This is a genomic window from Candidatus Nitrospira nitrificans (assembly GCF_001458775.1).
Lineage (GTDB): Bacteria > Nitrospirota > Nitrospiria > Nitrospirales > Nitrospiraceae > Nitrospira_D > Nitrospira_D nitrificans.
Genome location: NZ_CZPZ01000023.1, coordinates 102,419 through 122,484, shown reverse-complemented (window position 1 = coordinate 122,484; position 20,066 = coordinate 102,419). Strand labels below are relative to the sequence as shown.

Genomic DNA, 20,066 nt, shown 5'->3' with positions numbered 1-20,066 from the left:
GAGGGCCTCATCAAGCAACGTGGGACGATGGCTCGCGCAGCTGCATATGGGCGCTTACAGAAACGCTCAAGAATACGGTGGGTCGAATTTCTCCTTCACGACGTCCAGTACTTTCCTTGCCGCGTCGTTCACGGAGAGCTTCGTTGTATCTATGGCCGCTTCAGGATGGATCGGCGCTTCGTAGGGATCCTGCATCCCCGGCACGGTCGAAGATTCTCCCTGTCGGCCTCGCTGATAGGTCCCCTTGTAGTCACGCTGCATGGCCAGTTCCAACGGACATTCCACGGCGACCTCGATGAACCGAGGAATCAGGCCGCGGGCAAAGTCTCGATAGGCGCGTCTGTTGGCTGTGGCATCGAAGAGGACGGTGACGCCATGAGCGACCAGTCTTGCGCCCATGAACGCGAGTGAACGATAGAACAGATCCCGTTCCGCAACACTGTACGTCGGATGAGGCGTCAAAATCCTGCGGACCACATCCGATTCGAGGACTTCGACAGGACCAATCTCTTCCAGCTTTGGCTTTAGCGCGGCTGCAATTGTGCTCTTCCCCGAAGCGGGCAAGCCGGTGAGCCAAATGGCAAAGCTTGGGGGATGGTCAATGGGCATGCGTCAATGGGAATGGTTAATGGTTATGGTCATCGGTCGATAGGCTCGGGTGGTGATTCCTGCCAATGGGACCCAACAGGATTGTCCTCGCTTCGCAACAGTTCCACTCTTCACCAATGACTCATGACGATTGACCCATGACTGTTTAAACCCCGCAATACTCATTCACCCGTTCCGGCTCAAAGCGCGGCACATCGAGTACGTTTTCAATGAAACGGAAGAGGCTGCGCCGGATGTCGATCGACAGATTGGGATACCAGAGCGGGCTGGCCACGACCAGGCCACGAAAGGCGAAGAACGGCGCAGCCGTTTCCGCAACTGCTTTGTCCCCGCTGACCTCCACATAGGTGTCCCAAAACAATCGGAACAAGATCTCGAACGACCCTTGAAGCTTGCCCCGGCTGATCAATGAGTGAAGGAGATAGTTGATCGTCATCGCGGTCACGTCGTCCGCCGGCTCGCCCCATTCCCCTCGTGATCGATCCAACACCGCAAAATCCGTCCCGGCACGGAACAGCACGTTGTAGGGGTGGTAATCCCCATGAACCTGTGAAAGACGATTGACCTTGTCACGAAGGCGCCACCGCCAACGGTTACAGGCTTCCTCGACCGTTCGCAACAGATCGCCTGTGATAAAGCCGCAACGCTTGGGATAGCTGTCGGTCAACCCCATAATGCATTCGCCGTGGCCGATCAATTCACGCAACCGACGCTTGTACAGATCCGCGTCTCGTCGTTTCTTGGCATGGATTTGAGCCAAATAACGAGCCAATGCGACGGTGCGTTGTCGATCCAACTTCCGTAAGCTCCCGCCTTTCGCCAGCCGCGCAAGATCCGCATGATAGCTCGCTCCATCGGTCCATTCATTCAGCACGAAGAACTCGCGGGCCTCCGCGAAGGAAAAGAGCGCCTGGTCGGCGTCGAACGCTCCCACATCGAGAGCCTTCACATGGCGCGGAAGGCGTCCATACGAATCGTAGTCCCACAACATCGCCTGGGCGCGATCGGCCATATGTTCGTGCCCGAACGGACCCGGCTTCATCGTTTCGAGCACCGCGGACTGAACCCGCCGTCCGATTTGGAAGGTCACTTTGACCGGCGTGCCATACCCATACCGCTTCTGCTCTCCTTTGGAGCTCTCTTTGCCGATGACTCCATAAGCCAACAGCTCGACCTGAGGGCCGAAACGAGCCCGCAGATACTTTTCCAATGAGTGCTTGCTCAACGTTGGCATACCGCAAGACCTCGCAAGTCATGTTCCAGAAATCACCGCTGCAATATACCCGATCGAGAGGCAGGTTGAGAGCTAAGAACTGGCGCATTGAGCCCCACCGATCGGACCGTCGCTGTGGGAAAATGCGTCATCTACAGTGACGGCCAGGAGCGAAGGAGAGGAGAAATCGGTTGAGCGATGATCATCACGGAGCAGTGAGACCGTAGATTCTATTTTTGGTTCAACATGTATTTGGCGATCGCCAGTTGGGCGATATGCTTGCCCATCTCGGTCCCTATTTCCCCGGAGTTACGATAGTGAACGCCGTCATAGATACGCGCATTCGAGACTTCCTGCATGAAATCATCCACCGTGGTCCAGCTGCGCACGACCCCGCCTGCCGCGCGGCTGGTCGTTGTGAGTACCGGCGTTCGATCATTGCCGATCTCCGCCTTTAATACCGCACCGACGACGCCGGCAGTAATACAGTGCGCGCAAGGATATTCCGGATGCATGGGTGTATCGATGAACGGCACCCAAGATTCTTCTCGTTCCGTCGCCTCGTTGCCGTCGATATCGCCGTTGCGAATGGCGGTGACCGGCCGCCAGAACTCATAGTGATATTTGGCGTCAAACACGGCAATCAAGCCGTCATCCGCGGCCTGTGTGACTGCGGCAAACAAGCGCGCGTTCCGCGTGATGTCTCTCCCCGAGCCTTTCGCGACCGAACGCACGATTCCATCGTAAATCGGCGGCATGACCTCTTCCCAGAACCGCGCAATATCGGTCTGTTCGGCGGTCCGGCGGCGGCTCTGCCTTCCGCCCAGCGCTTTCACCTCCTTGTAGTCACGCGCCCATAGTTCACTTCCCAGTTCGGGAGGTGGTCCAGGACGAAACTGTGCCGGGCCGGTCATCAACCAGGTCTTGCGATTCCTCCACTGGGGAACTTCCGGTATGACGGTGGGCACATAGGTTCCTGCGCTTGTATAAGGACGATACGATTCGCCTGCTGCGGCTCCGTCATCGGCGCGCCACGCCAGAACGCCCGCCGCCGCTTTTTCACCGATTGCGATCCCGCCGGTCTTGGCTGCTCCATCAGCGATTGCCGTCAGCGCGGTTTGATAGGCCCGATCGATCACGGCCTGCTGAGAAGGAATAAGCTCGGTCATAACCGCATGATTGGCCGCCGCGACCGCCGCCTCAACTGACGCGCCGGATGCGGCTTCCAGTTTCAGATCGCTGATCGGATACCGCTGCGTGATGGCGTTCACGGCTTCATACACCGATGCTTGAACCATCGCCAGCGCTCGAGCCGCCGGCAATGGCCCCATGTGCGCGCTTACCATGATCTCTCCGGCACGCTCATTCCAGTCGGTAACGGCATCCGCGCCGGCATCCGACAGTGCGGATGCGGTCAACAGCACTGAAATCAGGCCTGCTCGCAATATGACCGGATACTTGATCATCATGTGCCTATCACCTTTCCTTCTCGAAACATGACTCGCCGTGGAATCAAGCGCCTCAAGCTCAAGCCTGTCTCTCAGCAACTATCGTGCTTGCTCCGCTGACGGCGACCACACGCGGACTCTCTATTATTAGTTGTTTTCGGCAGTTCGGCAGTGCGGAATAGTCAACAGTTGGGAGCGTGGGGATAAGGTCCTCAAGATCGTCTAATTGTTTGGACAACTGAAACTCCGCAGCATGAGGAGGGATGAACGCGCTTGCCGTGAAATTTCCCACGGATAATTTCACTTGAACACATGCGAACTTTCGGCCAGCAGCTCAACTAATTTGTACTAAACGCTTTGTACATGACCCCAAACATGATGCCCAGCATAAACACGGAGAGAATTATGGCCGTCATGACGTCAGACCTCCTTTTTCTTTTTCTTTCAGCATCGACAACATACGGCTGAAGTACGATGAAGGGAACCAAGGAATTCCTCATCTTCCAAATACCCATTACATGGTTCTGTATAACAGCCCTGGATGAAGGGAATATGAATGCCTCGTGAAAATCTTTTCATCTTGCACCTTGGAATACGCGGCAGCTCTCCGCCATCTGACTGCGGGGCAAGTTGCCTGTACGGAGAAAAGCACGCGCTGCTTGATGAACAGCACGTGGAGGAGCAGCAGGCCATCGGGCTCGATTTTGGTTTACTTGCCCGCACGAACCGCGAAGGTGAAACGAGTTTCAGGACTATTTTGGGTGTTTGAGCGGACTCGATATCTCCATCCTTTAAGGAGCAGGCAGTTATTGCCCATCCTTCTTCTAAGGCTCGAATCACATAAGGATGTTCCCATTTGTAGGATTTCGACAAGCATGTTCGTCCTGCTAGAAACTCATAAGAATTGATGACGGAATCTCGACTTCTATCTCCATCGTCCTCACCTTTGTAGTCAACGTACCAACCATTGGTTGGGCAGTGCCTGCTCGATCCCAGTTCGCAAACGGGTACGTGTATTTCCAACGATTAAAGTTCATTTGGTTTAGAAGTTCTACTTCGTCATCCGAAAGTGAATATTTCGCTGAATCATTGACCCACAATTGAACTGTGACCCGACGTTCGAACGAACCAATATCGATCCCTATGGAAACGAGCACAACGGCTGACAGCGACGAATGCTCTCTAAAGGCAGCCATGACTGCATCTCTTATAGAGGAAGACCCTGGAGCCCGAAGGCGCGAAAACGCTGGGCTGGTGTCACTTCCTACGCAACAATCATGGGTTCTGCCAGCGAGACCTGGCTGGCTTTCTTTTTCAACTTCAGATATACGGCGTGCTGTTTTAATGACTTAGCCGATTCCATTGCCAGCCCGCAGCTTGAAACCCATGGTCCTTGAGATATAGGTGTATACGTGACCGACACTGTATATTGAGACAATGTGCACGTATGGGAATCATTCGGCTGAGATTCGATCGCCTCAAAGAAGTCTCGGACCTTCCGCAATTTTGAGGAATTGTGGACGTTCATTGAGTTCCGGAAGAGCTCTTGCTGTCCCTGCTTGTGTCGTTCGTCCATCAAAGCGAACCGACATGTGGGACAAAGGAATTTTGCGACGACTTGCCTCTTGAAAGAACCAAGCCTTTACAGCGTCCGACCTCCGTTCTTGATCCAGAAATCTCGAATTTAGATATGTGGCTTCCACCCATATGGGCCTACCCTCTGGACGACTTACCTATATATCTAGAGTCCCATTTTGCCTTGGCTCGTGTTGAAGAGCGCCCATATGAGCGGACGCTTCAATAACGAGCAGTTCCCAGACAGCTGCGCCACGAGTTTGTGCTGACTTGAGGTCGCTTCGTATTTGGGACAGTTCTTTCCCAACGAGTTTCTCACACCGCCTAAGCAGCTCAACAACTTGTTCTTCAAACAACATGACTGCTTTATGTATCCGAGAGTAAGCCCGGAACAGAGTGACACATAAGTAGGATCAGCATGTGTATAGACTGGTCATTCGTGCATTGCCTTCGGTACTAGCAATGCCTGCATTCAGTTGGCAAAGTCATCGTCGGTGATATGAATAGTTCCTAATCAGCCGTATCGATGGGAATCACCAGCTGGATGTGTACAATGAATCCGGCGAACGAAGGGGCTTGCACGGGTGCAAGCCCCTCACCTCGCTGCTTTGTCATTCCAAAACCAGCATCTCTCAGCGTTTCTTCCGATTAGCCAAGTTGCCGGATCGCACCTGGCAGGCCAGGACGTCGCAGATCACCCGCGTGGCCATGAGGCTCGTAATTTCCGCCGCGTCGTAGGGCGGTGAACATTCCACGATTTCCATGCCCGCCAACGGCTTCGTGTCCGCGATGATCTGGAGAAACTTCAACACTTCACGCGGGAGAAACCCTCCCGGCTCGGGCCAGCCGGTGCCCGGCACGAATGCGGCGTCCAAACAATCGACGTCGAAGCTCAACCACACGGCATCCACGCCATCAAACGCCACTTCGAGCGCCTGCTTCGCCGCGTTCTCGATGCCCATTTCCACGCAATCGGTCACGGTCATGATCGTGGTTTGGCGTTCACGGCCGACCTTCACGCCGGGTCTTGGCGCTTGCCAACCGCCGATGCCGATCTGAACAAGATTCTTCGCGGGCACGTTGGGAATATTCGTCGCATGAAACCAGGGCGTGGTATGCATGCGTTCATCGAGATCGGTCTCTTGCGTGTCCACATGCCGGTCGAAGTGAAGGATGCCGAGCTTCTTGCCGTTCATATTCTGAGCCACTCCCCGCACGGTGGCGAAGCCCAGGGAATGGTCTCCGCCGAGCACCACGGGAAAGGCGCCGCTGGCGTAGACATGGCCCACGCCCTTGCTGACTTGATCGAAGGTCTTTTCGATGTTGCCGGGAATCGTAAACACGTCGCCCACATCGCAGATGGAGATGGATTCACGCAAATCCACACCGAGTTCAAAGCTGTAGGTGCCGTACAACGCTGAGATCTTGCGAATTCCCTGGGGTCCGAACCTGGTACCTGCCCGATAGGTGGTCCCGCCATCAAACGGCGCGCCGAGAATAGCGACATCGTATGCCCCGCATTTGCGAACGTCCTCGACATAGGGAGCCTTGATGAAGGTGTTGATGCCCGCGAAGTGCGGGAGCTCTCCGCGACTAAAGGTGGGAATGCGGCGATCTTTGATGGAATCAGCCCCCTGCAGGCCCAATTCGAGACCTCGAGCCACTTCTTCTTCATGTTTCGTCGTCGGCAGCAGCGCCTCCGCTTCCACGGCGAACTTCGCCTCTGGCCCGTATTTGTCATGTAGGGGAACCTTGCCTTGGTATGTTCTCTTCTTTGCCATGAATGCTCCTTTCTATCGGATGAATGGATTCTGACTCTCTGTGAAGCGCTCCTTGCTGTACGAGACTTGGCGAACGACCGATCTTTCATTCTCGAGTTGGTGTCGACTCCCGCGGACTCAGAGCGTCGCTACTTGTCGTTCTCACGACCAGGAGATACAGCGTGGTCACACCTAGGATACTTCCGAGAACCAGCGGGACAGCCCAGAGTTGCCACCAAGGGGCATCGGGCGATACGGCATAGGGACGTGGCCACGCGATATTGACGAATTCAAAGAGTGACCAGAGAAACGCCGCTGCATTGATCAGTAACCCCCACGAGCCCAGCTTCAGTTGGCCTTGCGAAGGGTCCCAGCGACCCGTGAGACGGGTGTAGAGTCCGACGCCCGTGGTCATCGCAAACATGGCGTACAATCCGCCCGTGCCGAACGCCAGTACCGTGGCGACGGCTTCATCATTGAGACCGAAAAGTAATCCCAGGGCGGCCAGCAGTACCGTGAACAGCACGGCATTCCGCGGAGCGCCGGCGGCAGTCACCCGACTGAGGACGGCCGGCATACTGCCTTCGCGAGCCATGGAAAACACGATACGAGAGGTGTACTGGACCATGGATGACCCGCAGGCCAGGAACGCGATCATGACAATCGCCAGAAAGGGAGTCTCGGCCCAAGCGCCAAAGTTGGCGACGATCACCGGTGTGACGGGATCGGACGCGGCGCTCGTGTGCTGTAACGTCTCGCGGTTGAAGCTGAGGGTCAGGGCGGCAGAGTTGAAGAGCACGACGCTTCCCACCATGCAGAGAGAGAAAAAGATCGCTCGCGGCACCATCCGTTTGGGGTCATGCGTTTCCTCGGCGATGGTCGAGCAGGCATCGAAGCCGATGAACGCCCACCCGGAAATGGCAAGCGCCGCTAGAAACGCCGCGGTGTGGCTGGGTGCGGTTCCTGTCCCCAGATGGGCGAACAGTTCGGAGAACTCATGCTGCCGAAAAAAGAAGAACAGCAACAGCGCGACGCCGAACGAGCCGACGATTTCCGCATAGACGCCCAGAGAAATAAGGAACTTGAATACGGCGACATGGATCAGGTTGAGGAGGGTGCAGATCAGCATAAACACCGCACCCCATATCACGAGCGTGACGCCTGTTCCGCTTCCTGATCCGAAAAAAATCGCCAGCCAGACCCCGCCGGTATAGGCGGTCGTGGTGAGCATCGCGATCGTGGAACTGACGTAGATGGCCCCGGCATAGGTGCCGGTAGTGGCGCCTCCGAGCTGTCTCGCCCATTTGTATGCGCCCCCCGCGATCGGAATCTGCGAGGACAACTCCGCGTACACGGTTGCCACCAGCAGCTGCATCACCAAACAGAGCGCCAACGCCGCAAACCACCCGCCACCCGTCACGACCGTCTGCACACCGATAATGGCGTACAATCCGGCCACCGGTGAGACGGTGGCGAAGCCGATGGTGAGGCTGTTCCAGAGACTGAGGCTGCGGTTGAGTGTCTTGGGAGCATCTTCAACGGCAGAAAGGAAAACCGGAGTCGAAGGTTCATTCATGACCATGACAGACCTCTCCGGCTGAGCAGCAGGCCAGATGGATCCGGGAGGGAAAGATCTGTGGAATATAAATGAAATTGCATAACGAAGACCTCCCGTGCGAAAGGTTAAACTCCCAAAAGGCCATGTACCTCAGTACATGATCTCCCGGGCTTTTATCCCTCCGTGGAGCCTCGTTATGCGAGGCCGGAAACTCTTGGACCAGACGCTCCCGCTAAAGGCAGCCGGAACCCTAGTTTCCCTCTTGGAACGATTTATTGAAAGCCTATTACTTTGATATACCAAAGTCAAGGTCTCTCAAGGCACCCCAAATGAGACTTCCTCCGTAGCCGTAGCTTCGATTGACTTTTTTTGCCCCTGGCGAGTAGGGTCCGTTCTTCAATTAATTCCTGCGAGGGAGGGAGTCGGATGCAGATTCAGGTCAATACGGATAACCACATCCATGGACGTGAGGAGATTGTCGCTCTTGTCGAGACCAGTGTGGAAGGAGCCGTCGGCCGATTTCGTGATCGGATTACACGGGTCGAAGCGCATCTCAGCGATACCAACAGCCACAAAACAAAAGATGACGATATCCGCTGCGTCCTGGAAGCCAGACTAGCCGGTCACCAGCCCATCGCCGTGACCCATCAGGCCTCGACGGTCGAACTGGCGTTGAGCGGAGCGGCGGACAAGCTCGAGCGGTCGATGGAAAGCACGCTCGGCCGATTGAAGGAGCGATAGACACCTCTGCAAACGTTTCACTTTTCCCTCAGAGTCTCATCCGAGATGGACGTGGCTTTTGAAACGCAGTGTAGGATCCTATCGCTCCCAATGATCTCCCGACGAAACCGCTGTTTTCTTCAGACGAGGAAGATCGGTTTCAATAGGATCGGCGGATAGCGTCATGGCCACCGGATGCGGTGTCCGTCACGCCTATTCTTGACTCGTCCCCTTTGCGTAGTTGTGCTAGGATGCCTTCCTGTACGTGCGCCGGTGATTTGTATTCCGTGCATGTGGATGCCATGACACCCCGGGCTCCCTCACCAGCTTCCGACTATCGCTTCTTGCTCCTCATGGTCCCCTCGCTGTTCATTCTGTCGCTCGCGGTCGGCCTGTTTGAATTCAGTTCCAATATCACCGTGGACAATTTCCATCACCTCACGAGCCGGCTGATGCACCGCGCGTCGGAATCGTCGAAGGAATCCCTCGACCCCACCCATTTTCTCGTGGAGGTCAAGTCCCGGTATATCTGGCTGACGACGGTGGTGGTGGCCCTCGTGGCCGGACTCTACGCCTTGATCGTGTGCGGGATCATCATTTACCAATCGCTTCCGCGACCGCGGCTGCTGGTTGTCACAGCCGTAGGAATCTTTTTCGCCTCCATCGGACTGGCCTTTATCTGGTCGTTGGATGACACCCATGCGCTCTACCGAGCCGTGTTCAGCTTCAGCTATGACAACCTGCGCCAGGCCGGACCTCAGCGGATCGGAGAACATCTCTTACGGTACGCGATGGTGGTTGTGTCCATCGTCAATGTGCAAGCCATGGTGGTGCCGGTGGTGGCTCTGCTTGCAGCATGCAGCTCGCTCGCGCCGCCGATGGCGGGGGCTCAGCCGGATCCCGAGTTTTATGCGCTGCAGATGAGGCGCTTGAAAGAAGTGCTGGCTGCGGCCTCAGCGATTCTTGTCGCAGGAGTCTTGCACATGGGAGCCTGGCTGCGGTGGCCGGCGGCATTGATCGCCGACAAAGATGCGCACGAAGCCGTGCTGGGAACGGCTTTAGCCATTACTCTGTTTTGGGGCGTGACCTTTACCTTGATGCTGGTCTCCACATATCTCCCCGCCGCGCTCCTCCTGGCGAAGCGAGCCCAAACTCTGCTGCAGGAAAGTCCCTCGAATCAGTCCGAGCCGGAACCGGAACAATGGCTGAAGGACCATGGCCTGTTCCTGTCGTTGCAGGACCATTTCCCCCAGTTCGGACTCATGCTCGCCCCCCTGCTTGCCAGCCCCTTGAGCTCTCTGCTGTTTGCCCCGTTGACTCCGACGGGCTAACCCGCGCTGTCATGAATAGTGCGGGCTAGTAGAATGCTGAAGGTCCGGCGGATTGGTCTTCACCGTACGTGATAAACACGGCGCATAGGGCGTGATTGAGGCTGAAGACGGGGCACCGTCTGAATTCAATCGAGATGATCAGCGCGTCTCGCGGGTTTCAAAGGATTCTGATGGGTGAGAGCCTGGTTTGTCGAGAAACGTCAACAGAGCGATCAGCGCCAGGCCCGAAAGAAACCAAGCACAGGCTGCCTTCCATTCCCTTTGGAACAATGCAAACAGACCCATCAGAAGCACCACTCCACCCACAAGCCCGGCAATACTCGTCCCAAACGGACTCATAGCCCTCTCCCCCTGTCATTCATGAATTTCAGAGACCATGCTTGTGGCACCGGAAAGCGCGCCCGCCAACTCTTGCAAACATCTTGCTGTGGCAATCCGCTGGGACGTTCCCCGAGGAAATTCTACTCCTTCTCACAGGATGATGAAACCCTACCGATCCATATGGCGTGGTCACAGTCGGCCAAGGCTTTGCGCTGCGATTGATCGTGAACTTGAACTCTGGAACGCTCGCGCGAGCCCTCTCATGAAACGACGAGTGCTGGGCCCATCCTTGTCGGCATCGCGCTCACCTGCCGTATCACCGACATGCGAAGTGGCAGTATTCAACCGGGCTCGGCGGGACACTCAAGGCCATGCGGATAGCATCACTCTCGTAGCCGATCGCTTCCAGATCTGTTTGGGCACGGGCGAGTTCTTCTTCGGTCACGTAGGCCACGGTGTCGGGAATGCCGTGGTCTGTGAGCGCGCGTAAGATCGCGCCCAAGGTCTCTCGCTCGTCCGGCGGCATATGGGCGCTTAAGGGAAACTCGAGCCGATGACGGTAGGGACTTTCGAATGTTTCGTTCAATGCACTGATGGTCTTCAGCACAAGCCTATCTTGTTCCCATGGCCGAAGCTTCGGTCCCGCGATCGGATGGGTCGCCAGCAGATCCATAAGCGTGATCACGTTCGTATTCAACGATCGCCCGACAAATTCCCGCTGTGGTTCGAAGGTCGTCTGCTTGAGACCCAGCTGTTTGGCCACAGCGTCGACTAGCGCGAAGTTGATCATGAAACTATATTGCCCGCCGAACTGGCCGTAGCAGGGCTTTTCGGGATCGTTCAAGACGTCCCTATCGGCGGTCCCCGCATCGAAGGCGCTGAATCCGATCGCGTCCGGAGCCAGCAGTCGCTTGGCCTCTTTCAGGGTCGCGAAGGCGCCTACGTTGGCCGGCACCAAGACTTCTTGGTCGATAGACTGGAGAAATTCGACGATCGTTTTCCGATAGGGCATGTCCTTCCATTCGACTTTGCGGTATTCCTTTTCCCAGACCAGTTCATCAAGAAACGGAGGGAACGTCTTGAGCGTTATGAGGTCCTTCTCTTGAAAAGCCCGGACGAAGGCCGACCAATCTTGAATCTTGGCATGGAGTGCCTCGCTCAGATTGGGACGGAGATATTCTTCCTCGACCTCGCCGTCATGTTTTGCCAACAACTTTGTCGGCAGATCGTTCCACAGCTCGTTACAGATGATCCGGTCAACCGTCCCATCAGCTATACCCTCCACCTGCTCCACTGATCCACAATGGGTATCCACATGATCCCGATGCACTGCCAGGTCCGGATGGGCCAGAGCCCCGGCCAACACCGACTCTTCCCAATCGACCATGACATACCGCACATGTGGGTAGACCGCGCCCTCTTTGTCGAGGGCCTGAAGATGGCTGAGAAAGCAGGCCGCAAGGTTGCCGTTGCCGGGCCCCAGCTCTAGAACGGTAAGGGGTGAGGGATGAGGAGTCGCGCGCGAGGAATCACCCGGTTGACGATTTCTCGTCTTTTCCCGTTTGGTGACGCGCTCGAAATAGTCGGCCGCCAGCGCATGGGCGAGCCGAAAGTCGGCCGAGGCGAACGTTTGATAGTACGAACGGAGTTTGTCCCCTCGCAGCCCATAAAAGATCTGGTTGAGATGGATCTGCCATTGATCGAGCGGTTTGTATTCCCCGATTAACTGGGGAAGGGCGTCGGCGTCTTGCAACATCACGTTGGGTCACCAGTGAACATGTTCGACGAATTGTCCTTCAGTGGACGAATCCTAACAGATGGCTGGAAAATGCCGCAATGGTCCGCTTCCTCGTCGATTTCTTGACAGCGTCCCCTCGACCGGTGTAGCAGACAGCCATGATGATCAGAGGAGTTCATCTGGTCGGCGGTGTGACGGCGGCGGCGCTGCTGTGGTGTTCGGCAACGTCTGCCGAAGAGCTCCCACTCACCGAGAACGTCCCGATCTCCGAGTTTCAAAACCGCGCGGAGGACATCAACACCTACGATTTCGATGCTCCTCCGCAGGGCATGTTTCGCTCAATCGCCATGGCGGAAGACTTTGAAGAACGTCTAGGGCCTCTCCGAACTCATGAAATCGTGCCGATCAAACCAACCGAGCGCTTTCGCGCGGATGTGGCCGCCATTTTCATCGTGTTTTCGCTGCATCAACATTATCAAGCCTTCACGGTCTTCGGCCGTTGCATGCCCGAACAGGTGGCCGGTGTCCTACCCGAGACGATCGTCAGCGAAGACGCCATGCACATTGCCCTGGAGGATGAAAGCGGGTATCTCACGTTGTCGTCCCCACACAAGGGCTGGAAGCCTGGGCGCTACAAAGTCGAAATCCATACGGGCGAGCAAATCAATGAGATGAGCCTCATGGGCACGATGCGGTTCACCATTGTTACGTCCGGCCACTCGCCCGATTGACGATCAGTCCCGAGCCTCCCCGGCACATGTTTGACCCTCTCCCCGCCTTCCGTTAGAATGCGCCAGTTTTTATCGTAACCTCAGACCGCAGCTCGAATTTTTGCTGTTATGAAGACGCCATCCGGTTCTCATTCCAATCCCTGGGCCTCCGTCATCATCCCGATCAAGGATGAACGAGAGAACCTATCTCCTCTGATAGCAAGCCTGTTGAAAGTCATGGATTCGCACGAACTATCACGCACCCGCCCGTACGAGATTCTCTTCGTTGACGATGGGAGCAGCGACGGAAGCGGCGACGAGCTGGACCGATTGGCTCGCGATCATGCTCAGGTCCGCGTATTTCACTTCGACCGCAATTACGGCAAGACTTGCGCGCTTGAGGCCGGCTTTCGGCAATCCGCAGGCGAGATCATCATCCAGATCGACGGAGACCTTCAACAGGACAGCGAAGATATCTTGAAGCTGGTCCCCTATACCGCCTCTCATGACCTGGTCTGCGGATGGAGGCAGCAACGACAGGACGGCTTCGTGAAGATGCTCTCCTCGCGAATCGCGAACCGCGTTCGAAACGTGTTTACTCATGACGGTGTCCATGATACAGGCTGCCCTCTCAAAGTCTTTCGGCGCCCGGTGTTGGAGCGGATTCGCCTGTTTGAGGGAATGCACCGATTTTTTCCGGCGCTCGCCTTGATGCATGGTTTTACCGTGACCGAGGTGCCGGTTCGGCATTATCCGCGCATTCATGGGGTCTCCAAATACGGCATGGGGAACCGCCTGTTCAAGTCGCTCTATGATCTGATCGCGGTTCGATGGATGCAGCATCGAGTGTTGCGCTACAAATTCCGTGACAACTGACTCGCGCGACCAATCCCGAGGCGGGACTTCCACAATTCTGATATGCTGATGCCGGCCTCCTTCCGACTACTTCAATGACCACTGAAACCATCTGGCTTGGTATCGGTTTTCTCGGCCAAGGACTGTTTTTTGGCCGTTGGTTGGTGCAATGGATTGCATCCGAACGGACTGCCGAAAGCCGCGTCCCCATTTCCTTTTGGTATATGAGTCTCATCGGAGGACTGATTACGCTGACCTACGCGATCTACCGAATGGACCCTGTGTTTATCTCAGGACAGGCGCTCGGGGCGGTCGTTTACGTACGCAATCTGGTCCTCATTCACCGCGCGGATCAAACCAAGAGCGAGCCTCGGCCGCAGGCATGAGCCGGAGCAACACCCACCGCCGCTCGCCTTTCACAACCCACTGGCAATAGCCACATCCGACTATGGATCGCACGTCTGCTCAACCGATACCGTTGTTGCTCCTCCTGCTCCTCTCTGGGCTGCTTTTCTTCACGGGGCTCGGCAGCATGGGCCTGACAGATCGCGACGAAGGCCGCAATGCCGAGGCCGGTCGGGAAATGTTCGCCTCCGGCGACTTCGTCACCCCGACCTTCAACGAGGAGCTACGCGTCGCCAAGCCGGTCTTTGTGTATTGGCTGATGACGATGTCGTATCACGTCTTCGGCGTGAGTGAGTTTGCGGCGCGGGCGCCTTCAGCCCTGTTCGGGGTTGGGTTGATCGTGATGCACTATCTGTTTCTCACTCGGCTGCGTGGCTCGACCGTCGGTCTGTATGGCGCCCTGATGTTGCTCCTGAACATCGAGGTACTGGCCCTTGGGCGCATGGCGATCACCGATAGTGTCTTGATCTTCTGCACCACCCTGTCGCTCTACGGGTTTTGGCTCGGCCTCCACGAACCAGGCCGAGGGCGCCATTGGATCTGGGCCTTTTATGCCGGCATGGCCTTGGCCACCTTAACGAAAGGGCCCGTGGGATTCGCCGTCCCGCTGATTACTGGTCTCTTGTATCTCGCCGCCACCAGGCGATGGCTCACTTTTTGGCGCCGGGGCGCGCCGATCAGCGGCACGATGCTTTTTCTGCTCCTCGCCGGTCCCTGGTATGTTGCCATGTTCATCCTCCATGGAGATGCCTACTCTTCTCAGGCGAAAGTCCACACGGTAGGGCGATTTCTCGCTCCGATGGAGGGTCACGGCGTAGGCTGGTGGTTCTATGTTCCAGTCTTGCTGCTGGGCTTTTATCCCTGGAGCGCATTCCTGCCGGCGGGACTCTATCGCGCCTATCGGAGCTGGCGAGAATCCCGCGCACTGCAAAACCATAGACAGGAACCGGATGGATCAGAAACGCCATTAGGCTCGGGGGATGAGCTGGAGTGGTTCGCAGGGCTCTGGATCGTCGGTGTGTTCATATTCTTTAGTCTATCCTCCACCCGGCTGCCTCATTACATCGGTCCGCTGTTTCCCGCTTGCGCCCTCCTGGCTGCTTCGTATTGGGCTCAGGCCATGAAAGATCCTTCGACCAAGGGACTGCGCGGGTCGATCCATTTCCTGATGGGGATCGGCTATCTCTTGGCGGTCGGGTTTGCGAGCGCGCCTTCCCTGTTCATCAAATTCTCCGGGAAGATGGTCAAAGAGTTCCCGCTCGCCGGTCAATTCGATCTGGGCATCGGGCCTTACATCGGCGCAGCGATCATCCTGGTCGCTATGGGACTGATCGGGTATTTTGGCTTGAACGACAACAGGCGGAGTATCGTCTTTGGAGCGGCCGGAGGCGCGCTGGCGAGCGTGTTCCTTGTCGCCATTCTGGTGGTCGTTCCAGGACTCAACCGCTACGCGATTGCGCCGCCGCAGGAACTGGCCTATGCGGCCGGGTTGAACCTGAATCCGACCGACCAACTGATCGCCTTCGGTTCGACCAGACCATCGATCGCCTTCTATGCGCGACGAACCGTGACCTTTATCCCATCCAACGAAATCGACCGGCTGCGTGCCGCGCTGCGCAAAGAGGGCCGGACGATGATCCTACTCCCGGAATACGTTCAGGATGCCTTGCCTGAAGAAGCGGCTGGGTTTGAGCCGATTCTTAAGCGGTACGGCTATGTGTTGTTAGGCAATCAACCGATGCTCACTCTGCCTCAGGCCCCGAAGATTGTTTCACCACACCCAACGAAGACTCCTTGACACTCGTCCAATGACCTCCGCTTCATCTTCCAGATGAGTGGCGCGACTGGTGGCGTTTCTGTAGCTCTTCGACTTCACCCTTCATTCTTGACACCAGCGGTAAGTTAGGGGTACTACACAATCGTCTTACTCGTCAGGAGGTTCCCGGTTACCAAATTAAGCAAGGGCGTGCTTTTCGTCGTGGGTGGAAGATGCTGGTGAAGGGCGGGGCTAGTTACGCACTTGCGCTCCTCGCCACAGTCGTCGTTGTCGCCGTACGATATCTTCTTGATTACTTCCTCGGCGCACAATTCAACTTCTTGCTGCCGTTCATCCTCGCGGTCATAGTTTCAGCGTGGCACGGCGGCCTTTGGTGCGGCCTCTTCGCCACACTGCTGAACCTGGTCGTCGGCATCGCCTTTGCCATGAATACCGACGACGGCGCACACATCATGGAAAGTGAATGGGTGCGAATCGCCCTGTTTGCCGGGATCGGCATCACCGTCAGCTCGCTCAGCGAGTCGCTGCATCGACAGCGACAAGCGGCCGAAGTCGCCGCAGCGGAGGCCGCTCTGCGACGGACGCAGCTCGAAACGGAGATTGCCGAGCGCCAGGAAGCGGAAAGCCAGGCCCGTCAGTGGGAGTCCGTCTTCAACAAGGCGAGTTGGGCGGTGGCCGTGACCGATCCCATCGACGACAAACTCAAGGCCGTCAACCCTGCCTTTGCCGCCATGCACGGCTTCACCGTCGAGGAGTTGCTCGGCAGGCCCCTAGCCGATGTATGCGCTCCGGAGAGCCGCTTGGAGTGGACCACGCACACGCAGACCGCTCGCCAGAGCAGGGACTACACGTACGAGTCGATCCACATCCGCCACGACGGTACGCGTTTCCCTTGTGTGACTCATATGACGACCGTAAAAGGTTCCCATGGTAAGGCTCAATTCCATACCGCCACCTTCGAAGACATCACTGCTCGCAAACGAGCGGAAGCGGCGGTGCATGAACAGGGAGCCCGACTGCGCGCGATCGTCGATCATGCGGTGGACGGGATCATCACCATCGACGAGCGAGGGATGATAGAGAGTTTCAATCCGGCAGCCGAACGACTCTTCGGCTATGCGGCATCCGAGGTCCTCAAGCAAAACGTCAAGATTCTCATGCCCGAACCTTATCATAGCGAGCATGACGGCTATCTGGCTCACTACCGACATACGGGAGAGGCCAAAATTATCGGCATCGGACGCGAAGTCGTGGGGCGTCGCAAAGATGGCTCTACGTTTCCCCTTGATCTCGCCGTGAGCGAGGTGCGCCTTGGCGACCACCGGCTCTTTACCGGCATCACACGGGACATCACGGAACGCAAGCAGCACGACGCGCGCTTGAGGGCTTCGCTTGAGGAGAAGGTAATCCTGCTCAAGGAAATCCATCACCGAGTCAAGAACAACCTTCAGATCATCTCCAGCTTGCTCGATCTCCAATCCGACCACACGGACGACCGACAGGCGCAAGAGATGTTCAAGGAGAGTCAGGGACGCGTGCGCTCGATGGCGCTGATCCACGAACGGCTTTATCGGTCACAGGACTTGGCACGTGTGCATGTCTCCGAGTATGTCGAGCAACTCGCACAAGACCTTTACCGCACCTATAAGGTATCGGATGCCGATATCGCGCTGCACGTTGAGGTCACCATACCGCCGCTGCCTCTTGATATAGCCATCCCCTGCGGGTTGATTCTGAACGAGCTCCTGTCGAACTGTCTCAAACACGGTTTCAAGGATACCGAGCTGGGCTGGATCAGAGTGACGTGGCGTGGCGACGGTTCGAACAACGTCTTGACCGTGGCTGACAACGGAGTCGGGTTTCCACCGGACCTCGATGTTCGCCACGCCACGTCCTTCGGATTGCAGTTGGTCAATACCCTCGTCGAACAGCTGGAGGGCAAGATCGAGCTGTTACATATGAGGGGAGCGGTGGTCATCCTCACCTTCCCCAGTCCTGATGGATGGAAGGAGTGGGTCGCATGACGACAACCAGTATTCTCGTGGTCGAGGACGAGCGGATCATCGCGAAGGGCATTGAAAAGAAACTCAAGGCGTTGGGGTATGGAGTGACTGGTCTGGCTTCGACCGGGGAAGAAGCCATCCGGCAGGCGACAGAAGGTCGGCCCGACATGATTCTCATGGACATTCATCTTGGCCTCGGCATAGACGGCGTCGAGGCGGCGGATGTAATTCGTTCCAGGTTTAATATTCCCGTCGTGTACCTGACCGCTCACTCCGACGAAGCCACGCTTCAGCGGGCCAAAGTGACGGAGCCCTTCGGCTACATCCTCAAACCTTACGAGGATCGGGATCTCCACACCGCCATTGAGATGGGATTGTACAAATCCAAAATGGAGCGTCGGCTGCGGGAAAGCGAGCAATGGCTTGCGGGCATACTCGCAAGCATCGGCGACGGAGTGATCGCTACGGACCAGAAGGGACGGGTGCGGTTCATGAACCCGGTAGCGGAGCGGTTGACGGAGTGGACAGAAGCCGACGCCCTCGGCAAAGACCTGCGAGAGGTCTTCCCGATCGTCGAGGGGAAGACCCACGAGCCGGTCCCAAACCCGGTCTATGACGCGCTAGAGACGGGCGTTCCCGCTGATCTTTCCCCGAACACCTTCCTTATCCGAAAGGCGGGAACGGAATTCCCTGTCGACGATGTCGCGGCCCCAATCCGGGACGCAAGCGGCAGAGTCGACGGGGCGGTGTTGGTCTTCCGAGACATCAGTGAGCGTCGTCGACTGGACGAGCACCTGCGGCAAGTGCAGAAAATGGAGACCCTCGGGCAGCTGACAGGCGGCATCGTCCACGACTTCAACAACATCCTGGCTGCCATCATGTTTTTCGGGGAATTATTGCTCTCCGAATCCTTGGCTCCTGAACAGAGACAAGAACTCGCCCGGGACATCATCGGGACCGTGAGGCAGGGTTCCCTGCTGACCCGGCAGATCATGGCCTTCAGCCGTAAGCAACCCCTCATGCCTTGTACGCTGAATTTGAACACCATTTTGCGAGACATGGGGCCGATCGTAAAGAGCCTCATCGGGGCGAGGATCGAGCTCGTGGTCGACCTGGATTCGGACATCGCCCCCGTCAAAGCCGACCCGTCGCAGATAGGGCAGGTGGTCTTGAACTTGACGATGAACGCTCGTGACGCCATGCCGAAAGGCGGACGGCTGATCCTTACCACCAGGAACGCCGAGTTGAGCGAGCAAACGAGTCCGGAGCATCCCGACGTGATACCGGGCCTCTACGTCCTGCTGTCGGTGCGCGACACCGGAAGCGGCATCTCCGATGATGTGCTATCCCACATTTTCGAGCCGTTTTTCACCACGAAGGAGGCCGAGAAGGGCACCGGCCTGGGCCTCTCCACAGTATATGGAATCGTCAAGCAGAATGGAGGCCACATTGATGTTTCAAGTAAAGTGCAGGAGGGGACCACCTTCCGTGTGTACCTTCCGGTCGCCGAGACACTGCCACCCAAGCCAAGCAGCCTTGGCGTTCTGCCGGCGGCGAGGGGCCAAGAAACGATCCTGCTCGTCGAGGACAGTGACACGGTCAGGACCATGATCACGATCGTCCTCCAAATACAGGGCTACAACGTGCTGGAGACATCGAACGGATCGGAAGCGCTGGCGGCGGCAGCGAACCACAGGGGAACGATCCATCTGGTGATCACCGACTTAGTCATGCCGGAGTTGTCCGGTCGGGAGATGGCCGATCGGCTGACAGCCATCAGGCCTGGTCTACGGGTGTTATTTATGTCCGGGATCACTGATGACGCAGTGATTCAGCAGGGTGTGGAGTCGTCCCGGTTTGACTTCCTACGCAAGCCATTCAACATCGCAACGTTGACACAAACGGTGCGCGGGATATTGGATCGGCAATAGATCGGACGCACGAGCCTATAGATGAAGAGAGGAAACACGATCAACTGGGCTCAGACCACTTCGAAGCGGTGGCCCGCGCTGCCTTCAGATGCCGAGCATGCCGAACCGGCGC

General features: G+C 56.8%; 16 protein-coding genes and 1 riboswitch. Of the genes, 9 read left to right on the top strand and 7 right to left on the bottom strand.

The features are described from left to right. Positions 1 to 66 precede the first annotated feature (66 nt). The 3 genes from COMA2_RS13045 to COMA2_RS13035 all read right to left on the bottom strand — a co-directional run bounded on the left by COMA2_RS13045 (position 67) and on the right by COMA2_RS13035 (position 3,291). Entirely contained in the window at positions 67 to 609 is a 543-nt protein-coding gene (locus COMA2_RS13045; RefSeq protein WP_090898891.1) for an adenylyl-sulfate kinase, read from the bottom strand. Positions 610 to 754: 145 nt separating this feature from the next. After that, entirely contained in the window at positions 755 to 1,843 is a 1,089-nt protein-coding gene (locus tag COMA2_RS13040) for a phosphotransferase family protein (protein WP_090898888.1), read from the bottom strand. A 209-nt stretch (positions 1,844 to 2,052) separates the two neighbouring features. Continuing rightward, positions 2,053 to 3,291 carry a vanadium-dependent haloperoxidase gene (locus tag COMA2_RS13035; protein WP_217490748.1) on the bottom strand — a complete coding sequence of 413 codons (1,239 nt, stop codon included), beginning with the start codon at positions 3,289 to 3,291 and terminating at the stop codon, positions 2,053 to 2,055. A 535-nt stretch (positions 3,292 to 3,826) separates the two neighbouring features. On the opposite strand from COMA2_RS13035, the gene COMA2_RS13030 reads away from it, so the two are divergent. Then, a complete protein-coding gene (locus tag COMA2_RS13030) occupies positions 3,827 to 4,039 on the top strand; it encodes a hypothetical protein (protein ID WP_090898885.1) in 213 nt (70 codons plus the stop codon). A 1,438-nt stretch (positions 4,040 to 5,477) separates the two neighbouring features. On the opposite strand, the gene COMA2_RS13020 is transcribed toward COMA2_RS13030, so the two are convergent. Next, complete coding sequence (locus COMA2_RS13020) at positions 5,478 to 6,626, bottom strand: agmatinase family protein (RefSeq protein ID WP_090898880.1); 1,149 nt, start codon at positions 6,624 to 6,626, stop codon at positions 5,478 to 5,480. Positions 6,627 to 6,711: 85 nt separating this feature from the next. Continuing rightward, positions 6,712 to 8,187 carry an APC family permease gene (locus COMA2_RS13015; RefSeq protein ID WP_217490747.1) on the bottom strand — a complete coding sequence of 492 codons (1,476 nt, stop codon included), beginning with the start codon at positions 8,185 to 8,187 and terminating at the stop codon, positions 6,712 to 6,714. Positions 8,188 to 8,323: 136 nt separating this feature from the next. Continuing rightward, positions 8,324 to 8,428: riboswitch (guanidine-I (ykkC/yxkD leader) on the bottom strand. Between the two features lie 161 nt (positions 8,429 to 8,589). Between COMA2_RS13015 and COMA2_RS13010 the strand changes: the two genes are divergently transcribed. Both COMA2_RS13010 and COMA2_RS13005 read left to right on the top strand, forming a co-directional pair. Then, positions 8,590 to 8,904: an HPF/RaiA family ribosome-associated protein gene (locus COMA2_RS13010; RefSeq protein ID WP_090898874.1), complete on the top strand. Its 315-nt coding sequence runs from the start codon at positions 8,590 to 8,592 to the stop codon at positions 8,902 to 8,904. A gap of 281 nt (positions 8,905 to 9,185) precedes the next feature. After that, positions 9,186 to 10,214, top strand: a complete 1,029-nt coding sequence (locus tag COMA2_RS13005) for a hypothetical protein (RefSeq protein WP_139077337.1) — start codon at positions 9,186 to 9,188, stop codon at positions 10,212 to 10,214. Between the two features lie 138 nt (positions 10,215 to 10,352). Here COMA2_RS13005 and COMA2_RS13000 read toward each other — a convergent pair whose 3' ends face one another. Both COMA2_RS13000 and COMA2_RS12995 read right to left on the bottom strand, forming a co-directional pair. Further along, positions 10,353 to 10,553 carry a hypothetical protein gene (locus tag COMA2_RS13000; RefSeq protein ID WP_090898868.1) on the bottom strand — a complete coding sequence of 67 codons (201 nt, stop codon included), beginning with the start codon at positions 10,551 to 10,553 and terminating at the stop codon, positions 10,353 to 10,355. A 298-nt stretch (positions 10,554 to 10,851) separates the two neighbouring features. Continuing rightward, entirely contained in the window at positions 10,852 to 12,291 is a 1,440-nt protein-coding gene (locus COMA2_RS12995) for a class I SAM-dependent methyltransferase (protein WP_090899380.1), read from the bottom strand. 140 nt (positions 12,292 to 12,431) lie between these two features. On the opposite strand from COMA2_RS12995, the gene COMA2_RS12990 reads away from it, so the two are divergent. The 6 genes from COMA2_RS12990 to COMA2_RS12965 all read left to right on the top strand — a co-directional run bounded on the left by COMA2_RS12990 (position 12,432) and on the right by COMA2_RS12965 (position 19,954). Continuing rightward, complete coding sequence (locus COMA2_RS12990; RefSeq protein WP_090898865.1) at positions 12,432 to 13,004, top strand: hypothetical protein; 573 nt, start codon at positions 12,432 to 12,434, stop codon at positions 13,002 to 13,004. Positions 13,005 to 13,112: 108 nt separating this feature from the next. Further along, positions 13,113 to 13,859 (top strand): glycosyltransferase family 2 protein, encoded by a 747-nt coding sequence (locus COMA2_RS12985; protein WP_090898861.1) that lies wholly within the window; start codon positions 13,113 to 13,115, stop codon positions 13,857 to 13,859. Between the two features lie 74 nt (positions 13,860 to 13,933). Next, entirely contained in the window at positions 13,934 to 14,224 is a 291-nt protein-coding gene (locus tag COMA2_RS12980) for a lipid-A-disaccharide synthase N-terminal domain-containing protein (protein WP_090898858.1), read from the top strand. Positions 14,225 to 14,370: 146 nt separating this feature from the next. After that, positions 14,371 to 16,041: an ArnT family glycosyltransferase gene (locus tag COMA2_RS12975; RefSeq protein ID WP_175304588.1), complete on the top strand. Its 1,671-nt coding sequence runs from the start codon at positions 14,371 to 14,373 to the stop codon at positions 16,039 to 16,041. A 191-nt stretch (positions 16,042 to 16,232) separates the two neighbouring features. Then, a complete protein-coding gene (locus COMA2_RS20920) occupies positions 16,233 to 18,044 on the top strand; it encodes a PAS domain S-box protein (RefSeq protein ID WP_090898851.1) in 1,812 nt (603 codons plus the stop codon). After that, entirely contained in the window at positions 18,041 to 19,954 is a 1,914-nt protein-coding gene (locus tag COMA2_RS12965; protein ID WP_090898848.1) for an ATP-binding response regulator, read from the top strand. Before COMA2_RS20920 ends, COMA2_RS12965 begins: the two co-directional genes overlap by 4 nt. The last annotated feature ends 112 nt before the right edge of the window (positions 19,955 to 20,066 follow it).

Coding starts and splice junctions, on each gene's coding strand:
- COMA2_RS13045 (WP_090898891.1), bottom strand. CDS start 609: ATGCCCATTGACCATCCCCCAAGCTTTGCCATTTGGCTCACCGGCTTG.
- COMA2_RS13040 (WP_090898888.1), bottom strand. CDS start 1,843: ATGCCAACGTTGAGCAAGCACTCATTGGAAAAGTATCTGCGGGCTCGT.
- COMA2_RS13035 (WP_217490748.1), bottom strand. CDS start 3,291: ATGATGATCAAGTATCCGGTCATATTGCGAGCAGGCCTGATTTCAGTG.
- COMA2_RS13030 (WP_090898885.1), top strand. CDS start 3,827: ATGCCTCGTGAAAATCTTTTCATCTTGCACCTTGGAATACGCGGCAGC.
- COMA2_RS13020 (WP_090898880.1), bottom strand. CDS start 6,626: ATGGCAAAGAAGAGAACATACCAAGGCAAGGTTCCCCTACATGACAAA.
- COMA2_RS13015 (WP_217490747.1), bottom strand. CDS start 8,187: ATGGTCATGAATGAACCTTCGACTCCGGTTTTCCTTTCTGCCGTTGAA.
- COMA2_RS13010 (WP_090898874.1), top strand. CDS start 8,590: ATGCAGATTCAGGTCAATACGGATAACCACATCCATGGACGTGAGGAG.
- COMA2_RS13005 (WP_139077337.1), top strand. CDS start 9,186: ATGACACCCCGGGCTCCCTCACCAGCTTCCGACTATCGCTTCTTGCTC.
- COMA2_RS13000 (WP_090898868.1), bottom strand. CDS start 10,553: ATGAGTCCGTTTGGGACGAGTATTGCCGGGCTTGTGGGTGGAGTGGTG.
- COMA2_RS12995 (WP_090899380.1), bottom strand. CDS start 12,291: ATGTTGCAAGACGCCGACGCCCTTCCCCAGTTAATCGGGGAATACAAA.
- COMA2_RS12990 (WP_090898865.1), top strand. CDS start 12,432: ATGATGATCAGAGGAGTTCATCTGGTCGGCGGTGTGACGGCGGCGGCG.
- COMA2_RS12985 (WP_090898861.1), top strand. CDS start 13,113: ATGAAGACGCCATCCGGTTCTCATTCCAATCCCTGGGCCTCCGTCATC.
- COMA2_RS12980 (WP_090898858.1), top strand. CDS start 13,934: ATGACCACTGAAACCATCTGGCTTGGTATCGGTTTTCTCGGCCAAGGA.
- COMA2_RS12975 (WP_175304588.1), top strand. CDS start 14,371: ATGGGCCTGACAGATCGCGACGAAGGCCGCAATGCCGAGGCCGGTCGG.
- COMA2_RS20920 (WP_090898851.1), top strand. CDS start 16,233: ATGCTGGTGAAGGGCGGGGCTAGTTACGCACTTGCGCTCCTCGCCACA.
- COMA2_RS12965 (WP_090898848.1), top strand. CDS start 18,041: ATGACGACAACCAGTATTCTCGTGGTCGAGGACGAGCGGATCATCGCG.